Annotated in this window: 15 protein-coding genes; 7 read left to right on the top strand and 8 right to left on the bottom strand. The window is 56.4% G+C overall.

The window, feature by feature from the left end:
- From pcaF to ABLV08_RS00530, 3 genes are read right to left on the bottom strand one after another with little or no spacing between them, the layout of a single operon-like run.
- Positions 1 to 1,203 (bottom strand): 3-oxoadipyl-CoA thiolase, encoded by a 1,203-nt coding sequence (gene pcaF / locus ABLV08_RS00540; RefSeq protein WP_047058509.1) that lies wholly within the window; start codon positions 1,201 to 1,203, stop codon positions 1 to 3.
- Between the two features lie 10 nt (positions 1,204 to 1,213).
- A complete protein-coding gene (locus ABLV08_RS00535; protein WP_015705262.1) occupies positions 1,214 to 1,870 on the bottom strand; it encodes a 3-oxoacid CoA-transferase subunit B in 657 nt (218 codons plus the stop codon).
- A 10-nt stretch (positions 1,871 to 1,880) separates the two neighbouring features.
- A complete protein-coding gene (locus ABLV08_RS00530; RefSeq protein ID WP_015705261.1) occupies positions 1,881 to 2,567 on the bottom strand; it encodes a 3-oxoacid CoA-transferase subunit A in 687 nt (228 codons plus the stop codon).
- Positions 2,568 to 2,734: 167 nt separating this feature from the next.
- Here ABLV08_RS00530 and ABLV08_RS00525 point away from each other — a divergent pair, with 167 nt between their 5' ends.
- Positions 2,735 to 3,541 carry an IclR family transcriptional regulator C-terminal domain-containing protein gene (locus tag ABLV08_RS00525; RefSeq protein WP_015366809.1) on the top strand — a complete coding sequence of 269 codons (807 nt, stop codon included), beginning with the start codon at positions 2,735 to 2,737 and terminating at the stop codon, positions 3,539 to 3,541.
- Here ABLV08_RS00525 and smrA read toward each other — a convergent pair.
- Both smrA and ABLV08_RS00515 read right to left on the bottom strand, forming a co-directional pair.
- A complete protein-coding gene (gene smrA / locus ABLV08_RS00520; protein ID WP_348855417.1) occupies positions 3,538 to 4,101 on the bottom strand; it encodes a DNA endonuclease SmrA in 564 nt (187 codons plus the stop codon). The genes ABLV08_RS00525 and smrA overlap by 4 nt on opposite strands.
- 102 nt (positions 4,102 to 4,203) lie before the next feature.
- Positions 4,204 to 5,112 carry a LysR family transcriptional regulator gene (locus tag ABLV08_RS00515; protein ID WP_015366811.1) on the bottom strand — a complete coding sequence of 303 codons (909 nt, stop codon included), beginning with the start codon at positions 5,110 to 5,112 and terminating at the stop codon, positions 4,204 to 4,206.
- Positions 5,113 to 5,278: 166 nt separating this feature from the next.
- Between ABLV08_RS00515 and ABLV08_RS00510 the strand changes: the two genes are divergently transcribed.
- The 6 genes from ABLV08_RS00510 to uspE all read left to right on the top strand — a co-directional run bounded on the left by ABLV08_RS00510 (position 5,279) and on the right by uspE (position 12,844).
- Positions 5,279 to 6,589 carry a M20 family metallo-hydrolase gene (locus ABLV08_RS00510; protein WP_348855416.1) on the top strand — a complete coding sequence of 437 codons (1,311 nt, stop codon included), beginning with the start codon at positions 5,279 to 5,281 and terminating at the stop codon, positions 6,587 to 6,589.
- Positions 6,589 to 8,034 carry a M20 family metallopeptidase gene (locus ABLV08_RS00505; RefSeq protein ID WP_348855415.1) on the top strand — a complete coding sequence of 482 codons (1,446 nt, stop codon included), beginning with the start codon at positions 6,589 to 6,591 and terminating at the stop codon, positions 8,032 to 8,034. The genes ABLV08_RS00510 and ABLV08_RS00505 overlap by 1 nt, the downstream gene beginning before the upstream one ends.
- A 116-nt stretch (positions 8,035 to 8,150) precedes the next feature.
- Complete coding sequence (abgT, locus tag ABLV08_RS00500; RefSeq protein ID WP_348855414.1) at positions 8,151 to 9,677, top strand: p-aminobenzoyl-glutamate transporter; 1,527 nt, start codon at positions 8,151 to 8,153, stop codon at positions 9,675 to 9,677.
- Between the two features lie 603 nt (positions 9,678 to 10,280).
- Complete coding sequence (gene ogt, locus ABLV08_RS00495; protein WP_047053771.1) at positions 10,281 to 10,796, top strand: methylated-DNA--[protein]-cysteine S-methyltransferase; 516 nt, start codon at positions 10,281 to 10,283, stop codon at positions 10,794 to 10,796.
- Positions 10,797 to 10,989: 193 nt separating this feature from the next.
- Entirely contained in the window at positions 10,990 to 11,742 is a 753-nt protein-coding gene (fnr, locus tag ABLV08_RS00490; protein WP_004862555.1) for a fumarate/nitrate reduction transcriptional regulator Fnr, read from the top strand.
- A gap of 151 nt (positions 11,743 to 11,893) precedes the next feature.
- On the top strand, positions 11,894 to 12,844 hold the full coding sequence (gene uspE, locus ABLV08_RS00485) for a universal stress protein UspE (RefSeq protein WP_015366817.1): 951 nt from the start codon (positions 11,894 to 11,896) through the stop codon (positions 12,842 to 12,844).
- A gap of 135 nt (positions 12,845 to 12,979) precedes the next feature.
- Here the strand turns inward: uspE and ABLV08_RS00480 are convergent, their stop codons facing one another.
- The 3 genes from ABLV08_RS00480 to pntA form a co-directional block, all read right to left on the bottom strand.
- Positions 12,980 to 13,168 carry a YdiH family protein gene (locus ABLV08_RS00480; RefSeq protein WP_015366818.1) on the bottom strand — a complete coding sequence of 63 codons (189 nt, stop codon included), beginning with the start codon at positions 13,166 to 13,168 and terminating at the stop codon, positions 12,980 to 12,982.
- A 130-nt stretch (positions 13,169 to 13,298) separates the two neighbouring features.
- The gene (gene pntB, locus ABLV08_RS00475; protein ID WP_047036426.1) at positions 13,299 to 14,687 is read right to left on the bottom strand and encodes a Re/Si-specific NAD(P)(+) transhydrogenase subunit beta; all 1,389 of its coding nucleotides are present in this window, start codon (positions 14,685 to 14,687) and stop codon (positions 13,299 to 13,301) included.
- A 10-nt stretch (positions 14,688 to 14,697) separates the two neighbouring features.
- Positions 14,698 to 16,227 (bottom strand): Re/Si-specific NAD(P)(+) transhydrogenase subunit alpha, encoded by a 1,530-nt coding sequence (pntA, locus tag ABLV08_RS00470; protein WP_032705737.1) that lies wholly within the window; start codon positions 16,225 to 16,227, stop codon positions 14,698 to 14,700.
- Positions 16,228 to 16,668 lie beyond the last annotated feature (441 nt).

The raw sequence follows: 16,668 nt of genomic DNA, 5'->3' as shown, positions 1-16,668 counted from the left end.
TTAAACGCGTTCAATAATCAGCGCAATCCCCTGGCCCACACCGATACACATCGTGCACAGCGCATAGCGTCCGCCGGTACGCTTCAGCTGATAAGCGGCGGTCATCGCCAGACGTCCGCCGGAAGCCCCCAGCGGATGACCCAGCGCAATGGCCCCGCCGTTGGGGTTAACGTGGGCGGCATCATCCGGCAGGCCTAAATCACGGGTAACCGCCAGCGCCTGTGCGGCAAAAGCCTCATTCAGTTCGATGACATCCATCTGCGCCAGCGTCAGCCCGGTTTGCGCCAGCACCTTACGCACCGCCGGCGCCGGGCCGAAGCCCATAATTCGCGGCGCCACCCCCGCCGTCGCCACGCCGACAACCCGCGCCAGCGGCTGTAAATCATTCGCCGACATCGCCTGTTCACTGGCCAACAGCAGCGCGCAGGCGCCATCATTGACGCCGGAGGCGTTACCGGCGGTAACGCTGCCGTCGGTGCGGACCACGCCGCGCAGTTTTGCCAGCGCCTCCAGCGAGGTGCTGCGCGGATGTTCATCGCGGCTGAAACGCAGCGGCTCACCTTTGCGCTGCGGCACCGATACGGCGATCAGTTCATCGGCGAAACGCCCCGCTTCCTGCGCCGCCGCGGTACGTAACTGACTGCGTAGCGCAAAAGCGTCCTGGTCGGCGCGAGAAATGGCAAACTCATCGGCGACGTTTTCCGCGGTTTCCGGCATCGAGTGCACGCCGTACTGCGCTTTCATCTGCGGGTTAATAAAGCGCCAGCCGATGGTGGTATCTTCCATCTGCATCGAGCGGCTAAAGGCGCTCTCGGCTTTGCCCATCACAAACGGCGCGCGCGACATACTCTCCACCCCACCGGCGATCATCAGCTGGGTTTCGCCGCTTTTAATCGCCCGCGCCGCGACGCCGATCGCATCGAGACTGGAACCACAAAGGCGGTTAATCGTGCTGCCGGGAACGCTCTGCGGCAGCCCGGCCAGCAACAGCGCCATACGCGCCACGTTACGGTTATCTTCTCCGGCCTGGTTGGCGCAGCCGTAGATCACATCGTCAATTAGCGCCGGATCGAGACCCGGATTACGTTCCAGCAGCGCTTTCAGCGGCAGCGCCGCCAGATCGTCAGCGCGCATACCGGATAATGCGCCGCCAAAACGGCCAAACGGCGTACGCGCCGCATCACAGATAAATGCCTGATTCATCATAGGTTCCTTACGCACTTTCCGCCAGTTGTTCAAAAGTCAGCGCCACCGGAGTGATGCGCTGTAGCTCTTCAAATGAGAGACCGTTAAAGATTTCACGCACCACCGGGCCGCGGTCGGTAATATCGATGACCGCCAGATCGGTATAGATACGGCTGACGCAACCGACGCCAGTTAGCGGGTAGCTGCACTGTTCGACCAGTTTGCATTCGCCATCGCGGGTCAGATGGTCCATCATCACAAACACCTGGCGGGCGCCGATAGCCAAATCCATCGCCCCTCCAACCGCCGGGATCGAATCCGGCGCGCCGGTGCTCCAGTTAGCGAGATCGCCGCTGGCGGAAACCTGATAGGCGCCCAGCACGCAGATATCCAGATGTCCGCCGCGCATCATGGCGAAGGAGTCGCCATGGTGGAAAAAACAGCCGCCCTGCAGCAGGGTGACATACTCTTTACCCGCGTTGATCAGTTCTGGATCCTCTTCGCCGGGCTGCGGCTTCGGCCCCATTCCCAGTAGCCCGTTTTCACTGTGCAGGAACACCTCTTTATCGGCAGGTAGATAGTTGGCGATGCGGGTCGGCAGACCGATACCAAGGTTGACGTAAGCGCCTTCCGGAATATCGCGGGCGACGCGCTGGGCCATTTCGTCACGAGTCAGTTTTTGCATGTTCGGCTCCTCAGGCGCTTTGCGCGACGGACAGATTTTCCAGCGAGAATACACGCTGGACGAAAATCCCCGGGGTGATGATGTTTTCCGGGTCGAGTTCGCCAAGGGCGACCAGCTGCGAGACTTCAACAATGGTGGTTTTGGCGGCGGTCGCCATAATCGGGCCGAAGTTGCGCGCCGCTTTGCGGTAGACCAGGTTGCCCCAGCGGTCTCCCTGGTGGGCCTTAATCAAGGCGAAGTCAGCTTTAATCGGATACTCAAGCACATAATGGCGGCCATCTATTTCCCGGGTTTCTTTGCCTTCCGCCAGCGGCGTGCCGTAGCCGGTAGGGGTAAAGACCGCGCCGAGACCTGCGCCAGCGGCCTGGATCCGCGCCGCCAGGTTGCCCTGCGGCACCAGTTCCAGCTCAACTTTGCCGCGGCGATAGAGGTCATCGAAAATTTGTGAATCTACCTGGCGCGGGAATGAGCAGATCATTTTGCGCACCCGCCCGGCTTTGAGCAGCGCCGCCAGCCCCACTTCGCCATTACCCGCGTTGTTATTAATAATGGTTAGGTCGCGGGCGCCCTGGTCAATCAGGGCGTCAATCAGATACGTCGGCTGCCCGGCGGGGCCAAATCCGCCGATCATGATGGTCGCGCCGTCGTGGATCCCGGCAATGGCCTCACTCAGCGTCGACACGCTTTTATCAATCATCAGGTCGCTCCTTAACGTGCGGTAATCGCACTTATATGCGTTGTTCGCACAAAATGTGACCCGCTTAACGATGCTGGTCAAGGGCGATAATCGAAATATGGTGCGATAATCGAACATCGTATATCTTTAGCGAAAGAATGTGATCGATGGCAAATACGGAGAACAAAATGGACAAGCATCCAGATGATGTAGTGGCGGGCGACGGCGATCCGTTTAAGGGCGACCCGAACTTTATGGCGTCGCTGGCGCGGGGGCTGGAAGTGATTCAGGCTTTTACCCCGCAGCGCCCGGTGCTGTCGATTTCGCAGATCAGCCAAAAGACCGGCATCCCCCGAGCGGCGGTACGGCGCTGCCTGTATACCTTAAGCAAACTGGGATTCGTCTACGCCGAAGACGGTAAGAATTTCCAGCTGCGTCCGCGGATCCTCGCCCTCGGTCACGCCTGGCTGGCCTCAACGCCGCTGGCGCGCTCGGCGCAGCCGGTGCTCAAGCATCTGAGCGAAATGCTCAATGAATCCTGCTCAATCGCCACCCTCGATGGCGACGATATCCTGTATATCGCCCGCGCCTCCAGTTCGCGAATTATGACGATCGATCTTGATATCGGCAGCCGCCTGCCGGCGTGGGCGACCTCCATGGGCCGCGTGCTGTTAAGCCATCAGCCGGAAGAACGGCTGAACGACATGCTGGGCCGGGTGACGATGATTCGCTACACCCCGCAAACGGTAGATTCGGTGAATAAGCTGCGCGCGGAGCTAAAACGCGTGCATCAGCAGGGATATGCGTTGAACGATCAGGAACTGGAAATGGGGCTGCGTTCGCTGGCGGTACCGCTATATAACCCGCAGGGACAGGTGGAAGCAGCGCTGAACGTCGGGGTTCACGCGGGCCAGATGTCGACCCGCGAAATGCTGGACAGAGTGCTGCCGGAATTACAAAAAGCCGCCCGCGAGCTAACGCTGCTGCTGCGCTAGCGGCTGCGTTTAGCGTGCAGCTCCCAGTTCTCCTGCTTAGCCTGTTCGGATTTACGCAGCGCCACGTAACAAGCGCCGCTGCCGCCGTGGTGCGGTAGCGCGGCGCAAAACGCCTGTACCTCGGGCAGCTCTGGCAGCCAGCGCGCCAGGTAGCTGCGAATAATATTGGCGTGGGCCTGGTCATCACGGCCTTTGCCGTGGATGATAAGTAAATTACGCAGCCCCTCTTTTTGCGCCTGTATCACGAAGGCGAACAGCATTTGCCGACACTGTTCGACCGGCTGGCGCAGGAGCGACAGGCTTGCCTGCTGGCTGTATTTTCCGCGCCGCAGTTTTTCCAGCACTCCGCCTTGCAGCCCTTCCCGTTTGAACTCCAGCGGCACGGCGAGCGGCACAATATCGAGGTAGCCGGTGGTCAGATAATTATCGAGCTGCAGGGTATCGATACGCTGCGGGGCGCGCACGTTGCGCTCACGGTGCCAGTGTACGTCATTATTGCGTTTCAGAGGCTGGACATCCTCCATGGCGTCAAGAAACAGGGATTTGTCGTCAAGGTTCATGGTATCTCCTCCAGCGGCTATCGCCTGCTACTATAGCCGCCTCGCGCCTCCCCCTCAACGCGTTTAGCCGCCACTGCCGGCAAATAGCCCCACGCAGGATTTTTAAGGAAACAATTGACGGCTTTGACGACGAAACAAGGTGATTAACGAAGCCGTTAACGGCGTTGGTCGCGTATCGCGCCGCTGAATCAGGTAGTAGGTTGCCCTGGGCAACGTTTCACGTATCGGGATCATCACCAGTTTATCCGCCATCATCGGATCGTTTCCGAGCTCTACCGGCAGAATGCTGAGGAAATCGCTCTTCACCACCAGACTGATGCACGAAGAGAAGGTTTCACACACGATATCGACCTTGGGCGCCAGCCCGGCCTGGTTAAACATCTCCTGCAGTTGTTTAAAGTAGCTACCGCGCGGCGTTGGCATCGTCCAGTGGTGATCGAGCAATTCAGTCAGGGAAGTGGCGCGCGCCGCCGGATGTCCGGCGCGGGCGAATACCGCGAATGGTTTCTCAAACAGTTTTTCAAAGCTGAATTCATGATCGTACGGGCCGGGATAGTAGGTGTTGATAGTGAAATCAAGCTCACCCTGACGCAGCTCATTAATCATCGCCAGAAGTTGCCCTTCCATAATCCGCACCTTCACCAACGGATGCTGCTGATGAAAGCGGCAGATCACCGATGGCATCAGCGAACGGGCGACGCTGGCGCCGAGACCAATATTAATCTGCCCGGCCTGCTCGCCCTGACGCTGCAGCAGTTCATCCTGAGCCGCCCGCAGCTCTTCAAGGATCAGGCTCGCATGTTGGTAAAAACTTTCGCCGTTTTCCGTCAGCGCCACCCCCTGGCTGCGGCGGACAAACAGTTGGGCGGAAAGCCCCTCTTCCAGCTCTTTAATCGCCTTGGTCAACGCAGGCTGCGAGATCGCCAGCGCCCGGCTGGCGCCGCGAATACTCCCCTCGCGGGCAACCTCAACGAAAGCGCGAATTTGATGAAATTTAATCTGAAATGACATGCTTTAGATGATAACCATTGTTTATCAGACAGAAGAAAATGACATCTACTGTAATCGAACATGCTGTGGCAGGTTAAGGGTGAGATTGCATGAAAGGCGTATGTGATAAGCAAAAGCTATCACTTCGTGAACGCCGTCACACTTTTTTAATATGACAGGAAGGGTTATGCCGCAACTTCATGAATTGGTAAGCCAACTGGCGCCGGAAATGACGCAATGGCGTCGTGATTTTCACCTGCACGCGGAGTCCGGATGGCTGGAATTTCGTACCGCCAGCAAGGTTGCCGGGATCTTAGACGGCCTCGGTTATCAACTGGCGCTGGGGCGCGACGTTATCGATGCCGACAGCCGGATGGGGCTGCCCGACGATGCTACCCTGGAGCAGGCATTCCAGCGCGCCCGCGAACAGGGAGCGCCGGAACGTTGGCTACCGGCTTTTGAAGGCGGATTCGCCGGCGTCGTCGCCACCCTGGACACAGGCCGCCCCGGCCCGACGCTGGCGTTTCGTGTCGATATGGACGCGCTCGATCTTAACGAACAACACGACGATTGCCATCGCCCGCATCGCGCGGGTTTCGCCTCCTGCAACGCCGGAATGATGCACGCCTGCGGTCATGACGGCCATACCGCCATTGGGCTGGGTTTAGCGCATGTGCTACAGCAGTATGCCGATCGGCTCAACGGGATCATCAAGCTGATTTTCCAGCCTGCCGAAGAAGGCACCCGCGGCGCACGCGCGATGGTGGCGGCAGGCGTGCTCGATAACGTGGACTACTTCACCGCCATTCATATCGGCACCGGCGTCCCCAGCGGCACCGTGGTCTGCGGCGGTGACAACTTTATGGCGACCACCAAATTCGACGTGCAATTCGAGGGCGTCGCCGCTCACGCCGGCGGCAAACCGGAAGATGGGCGCAACGCGCTACTGGCCGCCGCGCAGGCCGCCCTCGCCCTGCACGCCATCGCGCCGCACAGCGCCGGCGCCTCGCGGGTTAACGTCGGTGTTATGCAGGCCGGTACCGGGCGCAACGTGGTCCCTTCTTCCGCGCTGATAAAAGTCGAAACCCGCGGCGAGACGGAAGCTATCAACCAGTATGTGTTTGAGCGGGCGCAAAACGTGATTGCCGGCGCCGCAGCGATGTATGAAGCCCGCTATGAACTACGGCTCATGGGCGCGGCAACTTCCAGCGCCCCCTCTCCGGCGTGGGTGCAATACCTGCGTGAACAGGCAGCACAGGTGCCAGGTGTGATAGAGGCGGTGGATCATATTGCTGCGCCGGCGGGATCCGAAGATGCCACTTTGATGATGGCGCGGGTACAGGAGCGCGGCGGACTGGCTTCATACATGATTTTCGGTACTGAACTGAGCGCCGGACATCACAATGAGAAATTTGATTTCGACGAAGGGGTCATGACCATCGCGGTCGAGACGCTGGCGCGCATCGCGCTCAACTTTCCCTGGCAGCGAGGTGTGTGATGGAAAAGATCTATCAATTTGTTGATGACATCATTGAATCGCGACGCGACGATTTTTGCGCTATTGCCGATGATATCTGGGATCATCCGGAAACCCGATTCCAGGAATTCTGGTCCGCCGCGCGGTTGGCCGACGCGCTGGAAGCGGAAGGTTTTCAACTAAGCCGTCACGCTGGTGGAATCCCCAATGCGTTTATCGCCAGCTTTGGCGAGGGTAAACCAGTCATCGCCCTGCTCGGCGAGTTTGATGCGCTGGCAGGACTCAGCCAACAGGCGCACAGTGCTGAACCAACATCCGCGACGCCGGGGGAAAATGGCCACGGCTGTGGGCATAATCTCCTCGGCACCGCAGCGTTCGCCGCTGCTGTCGCTGCGAAACAGTGGCTGCAGCAGCATGGCGGCTCGGGCACCCTGCGCTTTTATGGCTGCCCGGGTGAAGAAGGCGGCTCGGGTAAAACCTTTATGGTGCGCGAGGGGCTATTCGATGATATCGACGCCGCCCTCACCTGGCATCCGGAAGCCTGGGCCGGGATGTTCAGCACCAGCACGCTGGCCAATATTCAGGCGGCGTGGCGCTTTACCGGAACCGCCGCCCACGCGGCAAACTCACCGCATCTTGGGCGTAGCGCGTTGGACGCCGTCACGCTGATGACCACCGGCAGTAACTTCCTCAATGAGCATATTATCGAGAAAGCGCGTGTGCACTACGCCATTACGGATACCGGCGGCGTGTCGCCCAACGTGGTGCAGGCGCAGGCTGAAGTGCTGTATTTGATTCGCGCTCCGGAAATGGCCGACGTGCAGCAAATCTTTGCCCGTATTGAGAAAATTGCTCAGGGCGCCGCGCTGATGACCGAAACCAGCGTCAGCTGTCGTTTTGAAAAAGCCTGTTCCAGCTATCTCCCCAATCGCACGCTGGAAGCGGCAATGTATCAGGCCGTATGTCATTACGGTACGCCGCAATGGAGTGACCAGGAGCGCGCTTTCGCAGCGGATATTCGTGCCACGCTCGGCGTGAACGATATACAGAACAGCCTGAAGAATATTGCCGGCACCAGCGGTGAAGAAGGAAAAGCGTTTGCCCGCCACCATCACGACACGGTGCTGATCGATGAAGTCGCGCCGTGGGCGGCGACGGAAAACGTGCTGGCCGGCTCTACCGACGTCGGCGACGTGAGCTGGAAAGCGCCGGTGGCCCAGTGTTTTAGCCCCTGCTTCGCCATCGGTACGCCGCTGCACAGCTGGCAACTGGTAAGCCAGGGAAGAACCTCTATCGCCCATAAAGGGATGCTGCTGGCGGGTAAGATACTGGGAGCAACGGCGATTCGTTTGTTCAGCGACAGGCCGTTACTCGAAGCAAGCCAGCAGGAACTGGCTCAGGTACTGGCGGTAAGCCCATACCAGTGCCCGATCCCGCGTGACGTCGTACCATCAATTTTAAAATAAGAAAAATTAGCCTCTGGGATAACGCACAGCGTGATGGCAATCGCCAATAAAAATAACAGCTGACAACCCATGAGGTATGCCGCAACCAACACAACAACGACAACTGAGGAACGCCCATGAGTATGTCATCCATACCGTCGCATTCCCCCACCGGTAAGCTGTATGGCTGGGTTGAAAAAATAGGTAATAAGGTTCCGCATCCATTTTTGCTGTTTATCTATCTGATAGTGGCGCTGATGGCCGCTACCGCCATCTTGTCGGCGCTAAACGTCGGCGTACAGAACCCCACCGACGGTTCGCGAGTGGTGGTAAAGAATCTGCTCAGCGCTGAAGGGCTGCACTGGTTTCTGCCGAACGTGATTAAAAACTTTAGCGGCTTCGCGCCGCTGGGGGCGATTCTGGCGCTGGTGCTCGGCGCCGGTTTCGCCGAACGTGTCGGCCTGCTGCCGTCGCTGATGGTCAAGATGTCATCGCACGTTAGCGCGCGTTACGCCAGTTACATGGTGCTATTTATCGCCTTTTTCAGCCATATCTCTTCCGACGCGGCGCTGGTCATTATGCCGCCGCTAGGGGCGTTGATGTTTCTCGCCGTCGGTCGTCATCCAGTGGCGGGGTTACTGGCGGCGATCGCTGGCGTTGGCTGCGGATTCACGGCAAATTTACTCATTGTCACCACCGACGTGTTGCTCTCCGGTATCAGTACCGAAGCGGCGAAAACGCTCGATGCCTCGCTGCATGTTAGCGTCATCGACAACTGGTACTTCATGGCTACCTCAGTCATCGTACTTACTCTGGTCGGCGGATTGATTACCGATAAACTGGTCGAGCCGCGGTTAGGAAAGTGGCAGGGTAAGAGCGATGAAACCCTACAGACGCTGACGGCGGAACAACGCTTCGGGCTGCGCATTGCCGGTATCGCGGCGCTGTTGTTTGTGGCGGTTATCGCGCTGATGGTGGTGCCGGACAACGGCATTCTGCGCGATCCCATCAAGCATACCGTGATGCCCTCGCCCTTTATTAAAGGCATAGTGCCGCTGATTATCTTTTTTTTCTTTGTCGTATCTTTAGCTTACGGCATCGCCACCGGCAAAATTCGCCGTCAGGCTGACCTGCCGCAGTTAATGATCGAGCCGATGAAGGAGATGGCCGGATTTATCGTGATGGTCTTCCCGCTGGCCCAGTTTGTCGCCATGTTTAACTGGAGCAATATGGGGAAATTCATGGCCGTTGGTCTGACCGATGTGCTTGAGAGCGCCGGGATGAATGGGGTGCCGGCGTTTGTCGGCCTGGCGCTACTGTCGGCGTTTTTGTGTATGTTTATCGCCAGCGGTTCGGCTATCTGGTCGATTCTGTCGCCCATTTTTGTGCCAATGTTTATGCTGCTGGGCTTTCACCCGGCGTTTGCGCAGATCCTGTTTCGAATCGCTGACTCTTCCGTGCTGCCGCTCGCGCCGGTATCGCCGTTTGTGCCGCTGTTTCTCGGCTTTTTACAGCGCTACCGGCCCGATGCCAAACTGGGCACCTACTATTCGCTGGTATTACCCTACCCACTCATTTTCTTAGCCGTCTGGCTACTGCTGCTGGTAGGCTGGTATCTTGTCGGGCTGCCGATAGGTCCCGGCATCTATCCGCGTTTGCCCTAACGCAGCGACAGGCCAGGGAGGGCCTGCGTGAGTTAACGAATTGTGGTGCGGTTCAGGAGCGTTTTACACAGACTTTCGATGGCCAACGACAGCAAATTGATAGCTAACCCACTGATAATCAACACAACAACTCCCGTTAATATGTATTGCATATCGCCACCTTTCTGTTGGTTAAAAAAAACCAGCGCCAAAGCGCTGGAAAAATAATTGACTCAAGGAATGCCTGTATATTTATCTGCGACGCCGGGTGCCTCCCGGTGAATTAGCCAGTTCACGCTAATTCGCGTGCGTATGACAAACTGCATAGAGATTTGAACTGAACGCTCCTCCGCACAGGGGAATTCGCCGCCAGACAAAGGTAGCAAAATGCTCTTTCTGCCGCGCCTGCTAGTTAATGCAAAAATAAACATTGCTCCCCGTCCCTTTATTCCGGCAATTTGCGATTGGGCAATCGAATGACGGAATTTAAATGACTGCGATTCGTATTTATAAATTAATAGTACAGCCTTTCATTATTTGCTGACCTTTCGGAGGTATAGTTGGCAGAGCGCACGTCATGATATGGTGTGCTCTTGCCGAAATAACCTCGTAGAAGGAAGACCGATGCTGACGCTACTGCAAGATAAAATCGATACCCCGCTGGGGCCGTTGTGGGTCATTTGCGATGAACAATTTAACCTGCGCGCCGTGGAGTGGGATCAGCACCGTGACCGTATGGAGCAACTGCTCGACATCCACTACCGCCATGAGGGTTATGAACGTCTTGATGCGCGCGATCCGGGCGGGGTGAGCGCGAAGCTGCGGCAATACTTCGACGGCGATCTCGCGATTATCGATACCCTGCCGACCGCCACCGGCGGAACGCCGTTTCAACGTCAGGTCTGGCAAGCGCTGCGCACGATTCCCTGCGGGCAAGTCATGCATTATGGTCAGTTAGCCGAGGCTCTCGGCCGCCCAGGCGCGGCCCGTGCGGTCGGCGCGGCAAACGGTTCCAACCCGGTCAGCATTGTGGTTCCCTGCCATCGGGTGATTGGCCGTAACGGCACCATGACCGGCTACGCTGGGGGCGTACAGCGCAAAGAGTGGTTATTGCGCCATGAAGGCTATTTGCTGCTTTAACAGATAATGCTTTTTTGGAAATTACAGGTAACTTTACAATAATTGATCGCTTAATAAATTTCTTGTTATCAAAGAGATAGGGTGAAAGGTATATTTCCCCTTCTAATATTGCGTCTTTCCGGGTTTCGAGACTTACTTGCTCCTCAAAAAGATGTTAAAATTGACCAATATCAATTAAAGCTTGAGCAGACATATGATCCCGGAAAAGCGAATTATACGACGCATTCAGTCTGGTGGTTGTGCAATCCATTGTCAGGATTGCAGCATTAGCCAGCTCTGCATCCCCTTTACTTTGAACGAACATGAGCTGGATCAGCTTGATAATATCATCGAGCGTAAGAAGCCTATTCAGAAAGGGCAAACCCTGTTCAAAGCGGGTGATGAGCTGAAGTCGCTGTACGCTATCCGTTCAGGGACCATCAAAAGCTACACCATCACCGAACAAGGCGATGAGCAGATTACCGGCTTCCACCTGGCGGGTGATTTGGTCGGTTTTGACGCCATTGGCACCGCCCTGCACCCAAGCTTTGCGCAGGCGCTGGAAACCTCAATGGTTTGCGAAATTCCGTTCGAAACGCTGGATGATCTTTCCGGTAAAATGCCGAACCTGCGTCAGCAGATGATGCGCCTGATGAGCGGCGAGATCAAAGGCGATCAGGACATGATCCTGCTGCTTTCCAAAAAGAACGCAGAAGAACGGCTGGCGGCCTTTATCTACAACCTGTCCCGCCGTTTCGCGCAGCGCGGCTTCTCACCGCGTGAGTTCCGCCTGACCATGACGCGTGGCGACATCGGCAACTATCTGGGCCTGACGGTAGAAACCATTAGCCGCCTGCTCGGTCGTTTCCAGAAAAGCGGTATGCTGGCGGTGAAAGGGAAATATATCACCATCGAAAACAGCGATCTGCTGGCGCAACTGGCAGGCCAGGCGCGCAACGTCGCCTGATTTATCTCCGCTATACTTTCTTCTACCTTGTGCCGGATCGACATTTTTTTCTAATTTGTTGATCTGGCCAGGGTCATCCCCTGTTTCAATTCATCCATATAGGTTATCTTTTTAATGACTGACTGTAGCTACAGCTGTAAGGAGACCCTGTATGGCGAAGTATCAGAACATGCTGGTAGTAATCGACCCTAACCAGGACGACCAGCCTGCATTACGGCGCGCGGTGTATCTGCACCAACGGATTGGTGGACGCATCAAAGCCTTTTTGCCGATCTATGATTTTTCCTATGAAATGACCACCCTGCTGTCGCCCGACGAGCGCACGGCGATGCGCCAGGGCGTGATTAGCCAACGCAGCGCCTGGATCCGTGAACAGGCCAAGTTTTACATTGAATCCGGGGTGCCAATCGATATCAAAGTGGTGTGGCACAACCGCCCCTTTGAAGCCATCATTCAGGAAATCATCAGCGATAAACACGACCTGCTGCTGAAAATGGCCCATCAGCACGACAAACTCGAAGCAGTCATCTTCACCCCGACCGACTGGCACCTGCTGCGCAAATGTCCATGCCCGGTATGGATGGTTAAAGATCAACCGTGGCCGGAAGGAGGTAAAGCGCTGGTAGCGGTTAATCTGGCCAGTGAAGAGAACTATCACAACGCCCTCAATGAAAAACTGGTGCGGGAGACTATCGCCCTCGCCGATCAGGTTAACCATACCGAAGTACATCTGGTTGGCGCCTATCCGGTGACGCCTATCAACATCGCCATTGAATTACCTGATTTTGACCCGAGCATCTATAACGATGCGATTCGCGGCCAGCATCTGCTGGCTATGAAAGCGCTGCGCCAGAAATTCAGCATCGATGAAAACCGCACCCACGTAGAGAAAGGGCTGCCGGAAGAGGTTATCCCTGATTTAGCTGAACATCTGCAGGCCGGGATTGTGGTGCTGGGCACCGTTGGCCGCACCGGTATTTCTGCCGCGTTTCTCGGCAATACCGCGGAACAGGTTATCGACCACCTGCGCTGCGACCTGCTGGTACTGAAACCGGAAGCTTATCAAACCCCGGTTGAACTGGACGATGAAGACGACGACTAACGGCGTCTCATGAGGTTTGAAATTATATCTAACATCCCCCGCCCGTCGGGGGATATTTTTGTCGGCCCGCTAAAAAAGAAAAAGGGCCATACGGCCCCGGATATCAACGCTAATTTAACAAGCTTAGAGAATGCGTTAGTGGATACCTAAACGCCAGGCCAGGTCGATCTCTTCTTTTAGTTCCATCGACGAAAGCGACATCAGATCGGCAAACTCGAGCTCGAGGAGTTTGAGCTTCTTCAGGTACTGCGCGGGGGTCATAACAGCGGTATCGCGGCGCAGGTACTCGATGGCCATCTGCGTGGGGGTTAACTCGGTATCCATAATATCCTCAGTGTGGTGAAAAAACAGGCATAGTATAACACCCATCGCCGTTCACTTTATGAGCAAATCATGGTTTCGCTGTCTATATAAAAAAGCCGTCTCAACAGAGACGGCTTAGAGCGTTGCGCTATTACAGCGCTTTCAGAATGGCATCCACGCTGGCTTTAGCGTCGCCAAACAGCATGTGGGTGTTCTCTTTGAAGAACAGCGGGTTCTGCACGCCTGCATAGCCGGTGTTCATCGACCGTTTAAAGACCACCACGTTTTGCGCCTTCCACACTTCCAGCACCGGCATACCGGCGATCGGGCTCTTCGGATCGTCCTGCGCCGCCGGGTTCACCGTGTCGTTCGCGCCAATCACCAGTACAGTATCGGTATCGGCGAAATCATCGTTAATTTCATCCATTTCCAGCACCACATCGTACGGAACCTTCGCTTCCGCCAGCAGCACGTTCATGTGCCCCGGCAGTCGTCCGGCGACCGGGTGGATACCGAAGCGCACCTTGATACCGCGCGCACGCAGCTTCTCAGTGATTTCCGCCACCGGATACTGCGCCTGTGCCACCGCCATCCCGTAGCCCGGCGTGATGATCACGGAATGCGAGTTTTTCAGCATTTCAGCCGTCTCTTCGGCGCTGATTTCACGATGCTCGCCAACTTCTTCATCGTCGCTGGAACTGCCGCCATCGGTGCCGAAACCGCCGGCGATAACGCTGATAAACGAACGGTTCATCGCCTTACACATAATGTAGGAGAGGATGGCACCGGAAGAACCGACCAGCGCGCCGGTCACGATCAGAAGGTCATTGCTGAGCATGAAGCCCGCCGCCGCCGCCGCCCAACCGGAGTACGAGTTCAGCATCGATACCACCACCGGCATATCCGCGCCGCCGATAGACGCCACCAGGTGCCAGCCGAACGCCAGCGCGATAATGGTCATCACCAGCAGGCATAGTACCTGCGTTCCGGTGCTGTCAGTACGCACGAAGGCCACCAGCAGCAGGAAAGAGATGACTAACGCCGCCAGGTTCAGCTTGTGGCGATTCGGCAACATCAGCGGTTTTGACGAAATTTTGCCGCGCAGCTTACCAAAAGCAACGATCGAGCCGGTGAAGGTCACGGCGCCGATAAAGATGCCGAGAAACACTTCAGTCAGGTGAATATTCGCCAGCACCTGATCGAGGCCCGGGCCATGGTCGAGATAACTGTTGAAGCCGACCAGCACCGCCGCCAGACCAACGAAGCTATGCAGCACCGCCACCAGCTCCGGCATCTCGGTCATTTCGACTTTCTTCGCCAGACGAATACCGATCGCGCCGCCGATAACCATCGCCACGATGATCCAACCGACGTTACCGCTGTCCGGCCCGAAGATGGTGGCAATCAGCGCAATCGCCATCCCGGCGATGCCGTACAGGTTCCCCTGCTTCGACGTTTCGTGCTTTGACAGCCCCGCAAGGCTAAAGATAAACAGAATAGCGGCAACAATGTATGCAGCTGTAACTAATCCTCCAGACATGTGCTACCCCTTAGTTTTTGCGGAACATTTTCAGCATGCGCTGAGTGACGGTGAAACCACCAAAAATATTAATGCTGGCGATCAACACCGCGATAAAGCTGAGGAAGCTGACCCAGCCGCCGTGCCCTATCTGCAGCAATGCCCCAACGACAATAATCCCTGAAATGGCGTTGGTTACCGACATGAGCGGCGTGTGCAGCGCGTGCGACACGTTCCACACCACGTAGTAACCGACTACGCAGGAGAGCGCGAAGACGGTAAAGTGACCCAGAAACTCTTTCGGCGCGACGTTCGCCAGCCAGCCAAAGAGGATAATCGCCAGCGCCATCAGCGCGTATTTACGCCACGGCGAAGCTGGTTTAGCCTCTTCTTTTGGCGCTTCGACGGTTTTCGCCGCCGCCTGCGGCTGCGCGGATACCTGAATCGGCGGCGCCGGCCAGGTAATTTCGCCCTCGCGGACCACCGTGACGCCGCGCACCACTACATCGTCGAAATCGATGGTGATATTGCCGTCTTTTTCCTTGCACAGCAGCTTCAGCAGGTTTACCAGGTTGGTGCCGTAGAGCTGAGAAGATTGCGTCGGCAGACGACCCGGCAGGTCGGTATAGCCGATAATTTTCACGCCGTTGGCGGTGGTCACGACTTCGCCCGGCACGGTGTATTCACAGTTGCCGCCGTTTTGCGACGCCAGATCGACCACCACGCTGCCTGGCTTCATGGCGTCAACCATTTCGCGGGTAATCAGCTTCGGCGCCGGTTTACCCGGGATTAAAGCCGTAGTGACAATGATATCGACATCTTTCGCCTGCGCGGCGAACAGCGCCATCTCGGCTTTGATAAAGGCTTCAGACATGACTTTGGCGTAACCGTCGCCGCTGCCCGCTTCTTCTTTAAAATCCAGTTCAAGGAACTCGGCGCCCATACTCTGCACCTGCTCTTTCACCTCCGGACGGGTATCGAAGGCGCGGACGATGGCGCCGAGGCTGTTCGCCGCGCCGATCGCCGCAAGGCCGGCGACGCCTGCGCCGATTACCATCACCTTTGCTGGCGGCACTTTACCCGCCGCGGTGATCTGGCCGGTGAAGAAACGGCCGAATTCATGCGCCGCTTCGACAATCGCGCGATAACCGGCGATGTTGGCCATCGAACTCAGGGCATCTAACGACTGGGCGCGGGAAATACGCGGTACCGAGTCCATCGCCATCACGTTGATACCGCGAGCGGCCAGCTTTTCCATGAGATCCGGATTCTGCGCCGGCCAGATGAAACTCACCAGCGTGGTGCCCGGATTGAGCTTCGCAATCTCCGCATCGTTCGGCGCGTTAACCTTGAGGATAACGTCGGAGTGCCAGACGTTATCCGCGCTGACGATTTCCGCGCCCGCCTGTTCGAAGGCTTCATCGTCGAAGCTCGCCAGTTTCCCGGCCCCGCTCTCGACCGCCACGCTAAACCCGAGCTTAAGCAGCTGCTCGACCGTCTTCGGCGTCGCAGCGGCCCGGGTTTCCTGAGCTAAGCTCTCTTTTGGTATCCCAATTCGCATAGTTTTCCCTTCCATCGGTTTTTGATGATGGTTTATTTTTTTCACAAATGCGCCAGCGGCGGCGCAAAAACGCCGCTCAGGTATTCATCTGGAAAATGAAACAGTAACAAACTTTTTATAACCTACTGAAAATACCGATTGTGATCTACATCGTTAAAACAGAATTTTTGATTTTATTGAGAAAAATTAGTCCTGACTGCGTCAGGCAGCAATATTTGCCTTAATTTTATGCCAGAACCTGATAATTCGCTTACCTGAGGGATTAATTCGCCATTTATTACCGTCAGTATCATTGCATTAACATTACGTTAACTTATAAAAGTGATATTGATTATCGATTTTGCTGTTCAAGGGGCTGTTTTTTCAACATATCAGTATTTGTTATATTTTTGTAACGAACGATTCGGGCGGGAAGTGAAAAATGACGCAGACAGTTACGTT

The sequence above is a fragment of the Klebsiella sp. CN_Kp088 genome, from assembly GCF_040064335.1.
GTDB classification, from domain to species: Bacteria; Pseudomonadota; Gammaproteobacteria; order Enterobacterales; family Enterobacteriaceae; genus Klebsiella; species Klebsiella aerogenes.
This window is presented reverse-complemented; position numbering and strand designations above follow the sequence as displayed.

What these genes read in the sequence shown, in the direction of transcription:
- pcaF (WP_047058509.1), bottom strand. Translation starts at nt 1,203, where the DNA reads ATGAATCAGGCATTTATCTGTGATGCGGCGCGTACGCCGTTTGGCCGT.
- ABLV08_RS00535 (WP_015705262.1), bottom strand. Translation starts at nt 1,870, where the DNA reads ATGCAAAAACTGACTCGTGACGAAATGGCCCAGCGCGTCGCCCGCGAT.
- ABLV08_RS00530 (WP_015705261.1), bottom strand. Translation starts at nt 2,567, where the DNA reads ATGATTGATAAAAGCGTGTCGACGCTGAGTGAGGCCATTGCCGGGATC.
- ABLV08_RS00525 (WP_015366809.1), top strand. Translation starts at nt 2,735, where the DNA reads ATGGACAAGCATCCAGATGATGTAGTGGCGGGCGACGGCGATCCGTTT.
- smrA (WP_348855417.1), bottom strand. Translation starts at nt 4,101, where the DNA reads ATGAACCTTGACGACAAATCCCTGTTTCTTGACGCCATGGAGGATGTC.
- ABLV08_RS00515 (WP_015366811.1), bottom strand. Translation starts at nt 5,112, where the DNA reads ATGTCATTTCAGATTAAATTTCATCAAATTCGCGCTTTCGTTGAGGTT.
- ABLV08_RS00510 (WP_348855416.1), top strand. Translation starts at nt 5,279, where the DNA reads ATGCCGCAACTTCATGAATTGGTAAGCCAACTGGCGCCGGAAATGACG.
- ABLV08_RS00505 (WP_348855415.1), top strand. Translation starts at nt 6,589, where the DNA reads ATGGAAAAGATCTATCAATTTGTTGATGACATCATTGAATCGCGACGC.
- abgT (WP_348855414.1), top strand. Translation starts at nt 8,151, where the DNA reads ATGAGTATGTCATCCATACCGTCGCATTCCCCCACCGGTAAGCTGTAT.
- ogt (WP_047053771.1), top strand. Translation starts at nt 10,281, where the DNA reads ATGCTGACGCTACTGCAAGATAAAATCGATACCCCGCTGGGGCCGTTG.
- fnr (WP_004862555.1), top strand. Translation starts at nt 10,990, where the DNA reads ATGATCCCGGAAAAGCGAATTATACGACGCATTCAGTCTGGTGGTTGT.
- uspE (WP_015366817.1), top strand. Translation starts at nt 11,894, where the DNA reads ATGGCGAAGTATCAGAACATGCTGGTAGTAATCGACCCTAACCAGGAC.
- ABLV08_RS00480 (WP_015366818.1), bottom strand. Translation starts at nt 13,168, where the DNA reads ATGGATACCGAGTTAACCCCCACGCAGATGGCCATCGAGTACCTGCGC.
- pntB (WP_047036426.1), bottom strand. Translation starts at nt 14,687, where the DNA reads ATGTCTGGAGGATTAGTTACAGCTGCATACATTGTTGCCGCTATTCTG.
- pntA (WP_032705737.1), bottom strand. Translation starts at nt 16,227, where the DNA reads ATGCGAATTGGGATACCAAAAGAGAGCTTAGCTCAGGAAACCCGGGCC.